Genomic DNA, 8,526 nt, shown 5'->3' on the forward strand with positions numbered 1-8,526 from the left:
GTACGTGGCAGCGTAGGGCGCCATGGTTGAAGTCCAGCTACGGCGGCGACGTCGCCCCGCATCCCGTTCTTGCCGTCACTCCCCGCGCCGGGACGGCCTTCACGCGCGTCGTCCGATGAGGGCGCGCTGCGCGCAGCTCGCCGTCGGCGTCCTGCTCGGTGCTGCCCTCACCGCATGTGCCGACGGGTTCGGGGCGGGCGAGGACTCCTGGATATCCGCCCCTGAGGTCTTCTATCTGCGGCCCCACGGCGACGAGTCGGGGCCGAAGAACAAGGTGCCGTTCCATCTGCGGGCCGAGGACGGCGCGGTGCCCGACCGCACCGGACCGGCGGACCACCGGCTGACCATGGACCTGGAGGGGGCCGGGGGCGCGGTGCGGCTGTGGGTGAAGACCGGGCACGGCTGCCACGGCAGCGACACCCGGGTCGTGTGCGAGGTCGGCGGGCTGTACGACAGCTGGGTCGAGTCCGACCGGGTGTATCCGGTGGCCACGAAGAAGGGCAGGCCCGGCGACTCGGCGCGGATCCGCTTCTCGTTCACCACGAGGGCGGGGAAGAAGGTGACCGCCCGCACCCGGGTCGTGGTCGGCGAACCGGTGCTGGAGCTGCGCTCGGTGCGGGCGGGTGCCGAGGTGCGGCCCGGCGCGCGGATCGGCGCGTCGGTCGTGGTGCGCAACACCGGCGAGGTGCCGGTGCGCGGGCTCGGACTCACACTGCACGCCGGGGAGTCGGAGTTCCGGCAGCGGTACGCCAACTGCCGCTATCCGGAGCAGATGCACGGGCGTCAGGCCGTCTGCGCGTTCCCCGACCTGCGGATCGCGCCCGGCGAGACGGTGGCGGTCCGGCCCGAGGTGCCGCTGCGCGCGGGCAAGGTACGGATCTTCAGCGAGGTGAGCCAGGAGGTCTGGCCGCTGGACGTGGGCCCGGCCAAGTACAGCGTCGTACCGGACAACGGCGACCGCGGCGACGGGCCCGCGCTGACCGTGAAGACGCTGCCGGACAGCGGGGGCGGCACATTCGTCCAGGGGATCGTCCGCACGCCCGTCACCCTGGACCTGCACGCCGACTTCCGGGTGACCGCGACCACCCTGCGTGTCGGCACGGGCCGCGAGGTGCGTCTGACGGTCGCCGACGACGGGCCCGGAAACCCGGGCGGCTCAGGGCAGTTGAGGTTCACCCCGCCGCCCGGCGCCGTGGTGCGCGAGCAGCCCATGGTGGAGATCGACGACGACGTGTACGAGCCCGCCTGCGACCTCGACGACGGCACCTACGTCTGTCAGGTCTACGAGGTCGCCCCCGGGGCCGAGCGCACCTTCGACTTCACCCTGGACGTGCCGGAGCCGGGCCGCGGCATGGTCGAGTTCACGATGGCGTCCCTGGAGTCCGGCGGCCGCGATCCCGATCTCAGCGACAACTCCGCCGAGGTGATCGTCCTGCCGTGACCGCCGCGGCGCCGGGGCAGGGTTCAGCGGCCCAGCACCACCGTGCCCGACGAGCAGAACCACCCGCCGGTCCCGGACGCCAGCCCGAGCCGGGGCAGCCGGCCGGCCGGGGAGCGCACCTGCCGCTCCCCGGCCTCGCCGCGCAGCTGCCGTACCGCCTCCACCAGCAGGAACAGCCCGCGCATGCCGGGATGCTGGGCCGAGAGACCGCCGCCGTCCGTGTTCACCGGCAGTTGCCCGCCCCGCACCAGCAGCCGCCCCCGCTCCACGAACGCCCCGCCCTCCCCCTTGCCGCAGAACCCCAGGTCCTCCAGCGTCACCAGCGTCATATAGGTGAACGCGTCGTAGATCTCGGCGAAGTCGATCTCCTCGGGGCGCACGCCCGCCCGTTCGAAGGCGAGGCGTCCGCTGACCGCCGCCGGCGACACCGTGAAGTCCGGCCACTCGGACAGGGCGGTGTGCGAGACGTGCTCGCCGGTGCCGAGCACCCAGACGGGGGCGGTACGGCAGTCCCGCGCCACCTCCTCGGACACGAGGAGCACGGCCGCGCCCCCGTCGGAGCGGATGCAGCAGTGCAGCCGGGTGAACGGGTCGGCGATCATCGGCCCTGACAGGACGTCGTCGACCGTGATCGGGGCGCGGAACATCGCCTGCGGGTTCAGGGCCGCGTTGGCTCGTGCCTGCACCGCGACCTGGGCCAACTGCTCGATGGTCGTGCCGTGTTCGATCATGTGGCGGCGGGCGGCCATCGCGTACTTGGCGATCAGGGTGTGGCCGTAGGGCACCTCGAACTGGAGCGGGCCGCCGCGGCCGAAGGACAGGGTGCCCGTGCGCCGCCCCGCCCTGACATCCGCGCGGGCCGTCGAGCCGTAGACCAGCAGCACGGCCCGCGCGTGGCCCGCCGCTATCGCGTCGGCCGCGTGCGCCGCCATGACCTCCCAGGTCGAGCCGCCGACCGAGGTGGAGTCGACCCAGGTGGGGCGCAGGCCCAGATACTCGGCGACCTCCGCAGGTGCCAGCGTGCCCAGTCCTGCCGAGGCGAAGCCGTCCACGACGCGGCGGTCGAGGCCGGCGTCCGCCAGGGCGCGGCGTGCGGCCTGCGCGTGCAGGGCGTACGGGGTCGCGTCGTCCAGCCGGCCGCAGTCCGAGAGCGCCGCCCCGACCACCGCCACCCGCGTCCCGCCGCCCGATGACCTGCCGTCCGATGCCATGGCTCTGCCCTCCGGATGTCCTGACGCACCGTCAAGTGGGGCGGTCCGCCGGAGGTGTCGAGACCCTGGGCATCCGCCCCCGCGCCGCCTAATATGACGGCTCGTCAGATCCGGAGGGAAGAGCCATGGACGCACGCCTCACCGCCGAACAGGACGAGATGCGGCGCACCCTGCGCGCCCTGCTCTGCGACCGCTGCGGCCCACACGACCTGCGTGCCGCCCTCGACACCCCCGCGGGACACGACCCCGCCCTGTGGCGCGCCCTGGCCGACCGGCTCGGCCTGCCCGGACTCGCCCTCCCCGAGGCGTACGGCGGCGTCGGCTGCACCGCCACCGAACTCGCCCTCGCCGCGGAGGAGACGGGCCGGGCCCTCGCCCCCTCGCCGCTCCTCGCCACCACCGTGCTGGTCGCGCCGCTCGTCCTCGCCCTCGGCACCGACGCCCAGCGCGCCCGGCTGCTGCCCCGTCTCGCCTCCGGCGCGCTGACCGCCGCCCTCGCCGTACCCGGCACCGCGCTCGCCACCGCGCTCGCCCTGACCGGCGACAACGGCGGCGACTGGGCGGGCGGGGGCCGCGCGGGCGGGGTGCAGGCCCGGCGGGCGGACGGCGGATGGCGGCTGTACGGGGAGGTCCGGCAGGTGCTGGACGGGCACAGCGCCGCCCTGCTGCTGGTCGCCGCCCACACCGGGGGGTTCGCCCGCTCGCGGACCCGGCTCTTCCTGGTCGCGGGCGACGCGGCCGGGCTGACCCGCGGGCGGCAGACGGCGCTCGACGCGACCCGGCCGCAGGGGTGGGTGCAATTGCGGGACACCGCGGCAGAACCGCTCGGCGGAGGCGGCGCGAGCGAGGCGGAGGGGGACGAGCGGCAGGTCCTCGACGCGCTCGGCGCGGCCGGTGACTCGGCCGCCGCCGTGCTGGCCGCCGAGGCCGTCGGGGCCGCCGACCGGGCGCTGGAGCGGACCGTCGACCACGTACGGCAACGCGAGCAGTTCGGGCGGCCGATCGGCTCCTTCCAGGCCGTGAAACACCGGTTGGCCGACGTGTACGTACAGGTCCAGGCGGCCCGCTCCGCCGCCTACTACGCGGCCTGGGCGACCGTGCACGGGGAGCGGGCGGGCGGGCTCGCGCTCGCGCAGGCGCTGGAAGCGCTGCGGATCGCCGCGGGCGAGGCGATCCAGTTGCACGGCGGGATCGGGTTCACCTGGGAACACGAGGCACATCTGTACTTCAAGCGGGCGGCGGGCGACGAACTGCTCCTCGGCCCGGTGCACCGCCTGCGCGACCGCGCGGCGGAGGGCTCCGCCTGGTTCAGCGGGGCCATGGTGAACGGGGTTCGACTGTAACTGGGGGTTGCGTGCGGCGTGCGGCGCCGTCTTTCGTCTGCGGCTGCGTTGTGGCTGGTCGCGCAGTTCCCCGCGCCCCTTTGGGGGCGTTGTCGGGGGCGTCGGCTGGGATGGTCCGTGGGTTCCGTGTCCCTTTGGGGTGCTGGTTTGGGGCGTGGCACTGCGGGCGGTGGGTCACTTCTGTGAACCGCCGCCCGTGAGACAGGACTTGGTGTGCCGGGAGAGGGGATCGCCAAAGGGGGAGGTTACTTGGTTGGTTTTCTGCCGGTCACTCCCAGGTGGACCAGCAGCGCGAGGTTCGGTTTGAGTTCGGCCTGCTTCACGCCCCAGGACTGGAAGCCCTTCTGGTGCGAGGCCACCGCGGCGAGCATCGCGACCAGCGAACCCGCGACGGCCGCCGGATTGACGTCCTTGTCGACCCGGCCCTTCGCCTGGAGTTCGGCGATGGACTCGGAGAGGGAGTTGTTCACCGAGTTCAGGATCTTCATGCGGATCTTGTAGAACCGTTTGTCCCCCTCGGCGGCGCCGAGGTCCACGACCCGCAGGATCGCGTCGTTCTTGCGCCAGAAATCCAGGAACCCGTCCACGAGTTCCTGCGCGGTCTGCCAGCCGGCCTTGCCGGTCCAGGTCCGCCCCGCCAGGAGTTCGGTCAAACCGGCACCCTCGGCGGCCATTTGCTCGGCGATCTCCAGGACGGCACCTTCGACGTCCGGGAAGTACTGGTAGAAGGTCGCGGGCGAAGTCCCTGCCTTCCGGGCGACATCGATGACCTTGACGTCCCGGTAGGGGGAGGAGCTGAGCATCTCGCTGAGGCAGTCGAGCAGCTTCTGCCGGGTCGCCTGCCCACGCCGGCCGGCCACGCGGCCGTCGACGGTACGCACTTGTCCTGTCATGCCGTCAGCTTACCGAGGGGCGATGGGAGCGCGATTCGGCCGACTGCAAATGGGGTGCACGGGGGTATGGAGGGTGGTGTGCCTGGTCTGCGGGGTGCGCGCGGTCCGGTTACTTTGGCGGCATGGCCGAAAACAGGGCATCGGTGTACGGAGAGGGCGTCCCGTGCTGGGTGGACGCACAGCTTCCCGACGTGGCGGCGGGCCGGCGGTTCTACGGTGAGCTGTTCGGATGGACCTTCGACGAGGAGGTGCCCGCGTCCGCGTCCGCAGTGTGGGCGCGCAAGGACGGCTCGCCTGTGGCCGGGCTCACATACAAGACGGACGGCCGGATGCCCACCGTCTGGACGGTGTACTTCGCGACGCCCGACGCCCGGGCGCTGTGCGGGCGCATCAGCGCGGCCGGCGGGCAGATCGTCACGCCCCCGGTGACCGTGGACGGCCTGGGCACGGCCGCACTCGCCGCCGACCCGGAGGGCGCCGTCTTCGGCCTGTGGCAGGCGGGCGGCCACCCCGGGTTCGGGCGCCGGCACGAGGCGGGCACCTTCGGCTGGGCCGAGCTGTACTCCCGGGACACCGAGGCCGCCAACGCCTTCTACGGGGGTCTCTTCCACGACGCCCTGTTCGGTGCCGACGCCGAGCCGGACTTCGGCCGCGCCCCCGTCTCGGACGTCTTCCCGGCCGAGATGCCGCCCCACTTCCTCGTCCATTTCCTGGTCGCCGACTGCGAGCGGGCGCTGGGCGCGGTACAACGGCTGGGCGGGCGGGCGCAGGCGCCGGTCTTCGACGCGTCATACGGACGTGTGGCCGTCGTCACGGACAATCAGGGGGCGTCCTTCGCGCTGCTGCAACGCTGACGCGTCAGCACTGCCGCAGCGCTGATGCGTCAGCAGTGCCACAGCGCTGCCGCGGCGCCGATATATCGGTGGAATGTCTTACTTGTCGTGAGACACCCCCAATGTCGTCGGGTTCGCAACCTGTGCCCGTGGCAGGAAGAATCGGGGTGCGTGCCGCCTCGGCGGTGCGGTGGTGAGACGCTGCACTGGGTCGCGTACATATGGAGGTGGCGCGGCTCGTACGGGGAGGTGGCAGGCAAGTGGTGGATCAGCTGACGCAGCACGACCCACGGCGGATCGGGCCGTTCGAGGTGCTGGGGCGGCTGGGTGCCGGCGGCATGGGGCTGGTCTACCTCGCGCGCTCGGCGTCCGGGCGCCGCGTGGCGATCAAGACGGTCCGCACGGAACTCGCCGAGGACCAGCTCTTCCGGGTCCGTTTCACCCGAGAGGTGGAGGCGGCGCGCGCGGTCTCCGGCTTCTACACCGCCGCGGTCGTCGACGCCGACCCGCGGGCCGCGGTGCCGTGGCTGGCCACGGCGTACGTCCCCGCGCCGTCCCTCGAAGAGATAGTGAACGAGTGCGGGCCGCTGCCGGCCCAGGCGGTGCGCTGGCTCGCCGCGGGCGTCGCCGAGGCGCTGCAGTCCATCCACGGCGCCGGGCTCGTCCACCGCGACCTCAAGCCCTCCAATGTGCTCGTCGTCGAGGACGGCCCCCGCGTCATCGACTTCGGCATCGCCTCCGGGGTTTCGAACACCCGTCTGACCATGACGAACGTCGCCGTCGGCACGCCCGCCTACATGTCACCGGAGCAGGCCAAGGACTCCCGCAGCGTCACGGGCGCCAGCGATGTCTTCTCCCTCGGTTCGATGCTCGTCTTCGCCGCCACCGGACACCCGCCCTTCCACGGCGCCAACCCCGTCGAGACCGTCTTCATGCTGCTGCGCGAGGGCCCCGACCTGGAGGGACTGCCCGACGAGCTGCGCCCGCTGATCGAGTCCTGCATGCAGATGGAGGCCACCGGCCGGCCCAACCCGGCCGACCTCCAGGCCCAGCTCGCCCCGCATCTGTTCGGCTCGGGCTCCGACGACAGCGGCACCGCCTCGGCCTGGCTGCCCGAGAAGGCCGTCGCCCTCATCGAGTCCCGCCGCGGCGGGCGCACCGCGGTCCAGCCCCCGCCCGTCGGCCCGCGCAGCGGCGGCCGGCCCGCCGTCCCCGCGGTGCCGCCCCCGCCCGCGCACGACCCGGTGATCCCCGCGCCCCCGGCCCCGGTCCCGGTCGGCGCCCCCGACGCCGGGCCGGTCCGGCTGGCCGGCGCCCAGGTGCCCATCGGGCCCGGCCCGCGTGTCGCCGACGCCCGCGCCGCCGCGGTCAAGGCGCCGCCGCCGGAGGCCGGACTGGTCGCCAACTGGTCCCGGCCCCGCCCCGGGGTCAACGGCGCCGACCCCGCCGTACCGGCGGCACCGCCCGCGCCCCCGGAGACCGCGGCGGGCTGGCGCCCCTGGCGTTTCCGCATGTCCAACGACGTCTGGGGCACCCCGTCCGTCGCCGACGACATGGTCTACGTCACCTCCTTCGAGGTGCACGCACTCGACGTGGCCACCGGCCGGCGCCGCTTCAAGACGCGGGACGTGGCCTGGTCGATGGCGGTCGCGGACGGCCGTATCCACGCCTCCGACGGCCCCACCCTGTTCGCGCTGGACGCCCGCGAGGGCACCGACCTGTGGCGGCTGTCCACGGACGCCTGGGTGTACTCCCTGCAGGCCGACCGCGGCACCGTCGTCACCGGCACCCGTGGCGGCGGCGCCCAGGGCTGGGAGGCGGCCGGCGGGCAGAAGCTGTGGGAGATCTCCGGCTGCCAGACCGACTTCGAGTCCCCCGAATCCGGGCCGGCCATCCATGACGGCACCGTGTTCGTCTGGCAGGACGCCCGGCTGCGCGCCCTGGAGGCACGCACCGGCGAGGAGCGCTGGGCCTACCCGATCGGTGACGCCGCCTCCTGCGGCATGGTGCCGGTGCGGCTGACCCACGCCCCCGACGGCTGTGTGTACGTCTGCGCGGGCTCTCGCGTCCTCGCCATCGACGTGGCGAGCGGCATGGTGCGCTGGCACTTCGAGGCGCCCGCGGTCTTCCTGTGCCCGCCGGCCTTCGTGCCCGGGCCCGCCGTCGCCGGGGGCGGCATCTATCTGGCCGACTACCTGGGCACGGTCTACGCCCTCGACGCCGCCGACGGCCGCGACCGCTGGCGCATCGCCACGGAGGCGCGGTCCTCGATCGAGCCGGTGCTGGTCGCCGCGGGCCATGTCCACGTCGGCAGCGGCAAGGGTCTGTACACCCTGGACGCCGTCACCGGCACCCCCAAGTGGCGCTTCCAGGCGGGCGGCGACATCGTCGGCTCGCCGGCGGTCGCCGAGGGGCGGATCCATTTCGGCTCCACCGACCATCTGCTGTACACACTCAAGGCCGACGACGGCCGGCTGCGGTGGAAGCTGGCCACCGGCGGGGAGATCACCGGGTCGCCGGTGGTGACGGACGGGGTGGTGTACGCGTGCAGCAAGGACCGGTGCGTGTATGCGTTGGACGCGGAGAAAGGCACGGGCACCTCGCGGTGAGCGTTCGCCGGGGGTAGGGGGTTGTTTCTCTGCGGGTGCGGTGTGGTTGGGGCGGGGTGCGGTGTTTTGCGGCTGCGGGTGCGTTGTGGCTTGTCGCGCAGTTCCCCGCGCCCCTTTCGGGGCGCGTTCGGCGTCGGGTCTGCGGGGCGGCTGCGGGTGCGTTGTGGCTTGTCGCGCAGTTCCCCGCGCCCCTTTC

The 8,526-nt window shown here is 73.5% G+C and carries 6 protein-coding genes; 4 read left to right on the forward strand and 2 right to left on the reverse strand.

What is annotated here, in order from left to right:
* The first annotated feature begins 115 nt into the window (after nucleotides 1-115).
* The gene (locus tag AC27LF_RS19960) at nucleotides 116-1,441 is read left to right on the forward strand and encodes a COG1361 family protein (protein ID WP_479657380.1); all 1,326 of its coding nucleotides are present in this window, start codon (nucleotides 116-118) and stop codon (nucleotides 1,439-1,441) included.
* A gap of 23 nt (nucleotides 1,442-1,464) precedes the next feature.
* On the opposite strand, the gene AC27LF_RS19965 is transcribed toward AC27LF_RS19960, so the two are convergent.
* Nucleotides 1,465-2,652, reverse strand: a complete 1,188-nt coding sequence (locus AC27LF_RS19965) for a thiolase C-terminal domain-containing protein (RefSeq protein ID WP_479657379.1) — start codon at nucleotides 2,650-2,652, stop codon at nucleotides 1,465-1,467.
* Between the two features lie 125 nt (nucleotides 2,653-2,777).
* Between AC27LF_RS19965 and AC27LF_RS19970 the strand changes: the two genes are divergently transcribed.
* Nucleotides 2,778-3,995: an acyl-CoA dehydrogenase family protein gene (locus AC27LF_RS19970; RefSeq protein ID WP_479657378.1), complete on the forward strand. Its 1,218-nt coding sequence runs from the start codon at nucleotides 2,778-2,780 to the stop codon at nucleotides 3,993-3,995.
* A 245-nt stretch (nucleotides 3,996-4,240) separates the two neighbouring features.
* Here the strand turns inward: AC27LF_RS19970 and AC27LF_RS19975 are convergent, their stop codons facing one another.
* The gene (locus AC27LF_RS19975) at nucleotides 4,241-4,888 is read right to left on the reverse strand and encodes a TetR family transcriptional regulator (RefSeq protein ID WP_404033939.1); all 648 of its coding nucleotides are present in this window, start codon (nucleotides 4,886-4,888) and stop codon (nucleotides 4,241-4,243) included.
* 122 nt (nucleotides 4,889-5,010) lie between these two features.
* Here AC27LF_RS19975 and kbpA point away from each other — a divergent pair, with 122 nt between their 5' ends.
* Together kbpA and afsK are read left to right on the forward strand one after the other, a co-directional pair.
* Complete coding sequence (kbpA, locus tag AC27LF_RS19980; protein WP_479657377.1) at nucleotides 5,011-5,742, forward strand: AfsK-binding protein KbpA; 732 nt, start codon at nucleotides 5,011-5,013, stop codon at nucleotides 5,740-5,742.
* A 239-nt stretch (nucleotides 5,743-5,981) separates the two neighbouring features.
* The gene (afsK, locus tag AC27LF_RS19985; protein WP_479657376.1) at nucleotides 5,982-8,330 is read left to right on the forward strand and encodes a protein serine/threonine kinase AfsK; all 2,349 of its coding nucleotides are present in this window, start codon (nucleotides 5,982-5,984) and stop codon (nucleotides 8,328-8,330) included.
* Nucleotides 8,331-8,526 lie beyond the last annotated feature (196 nt).

This window comes from Streptomyces diversicolor (assembly GCF_057537855.1).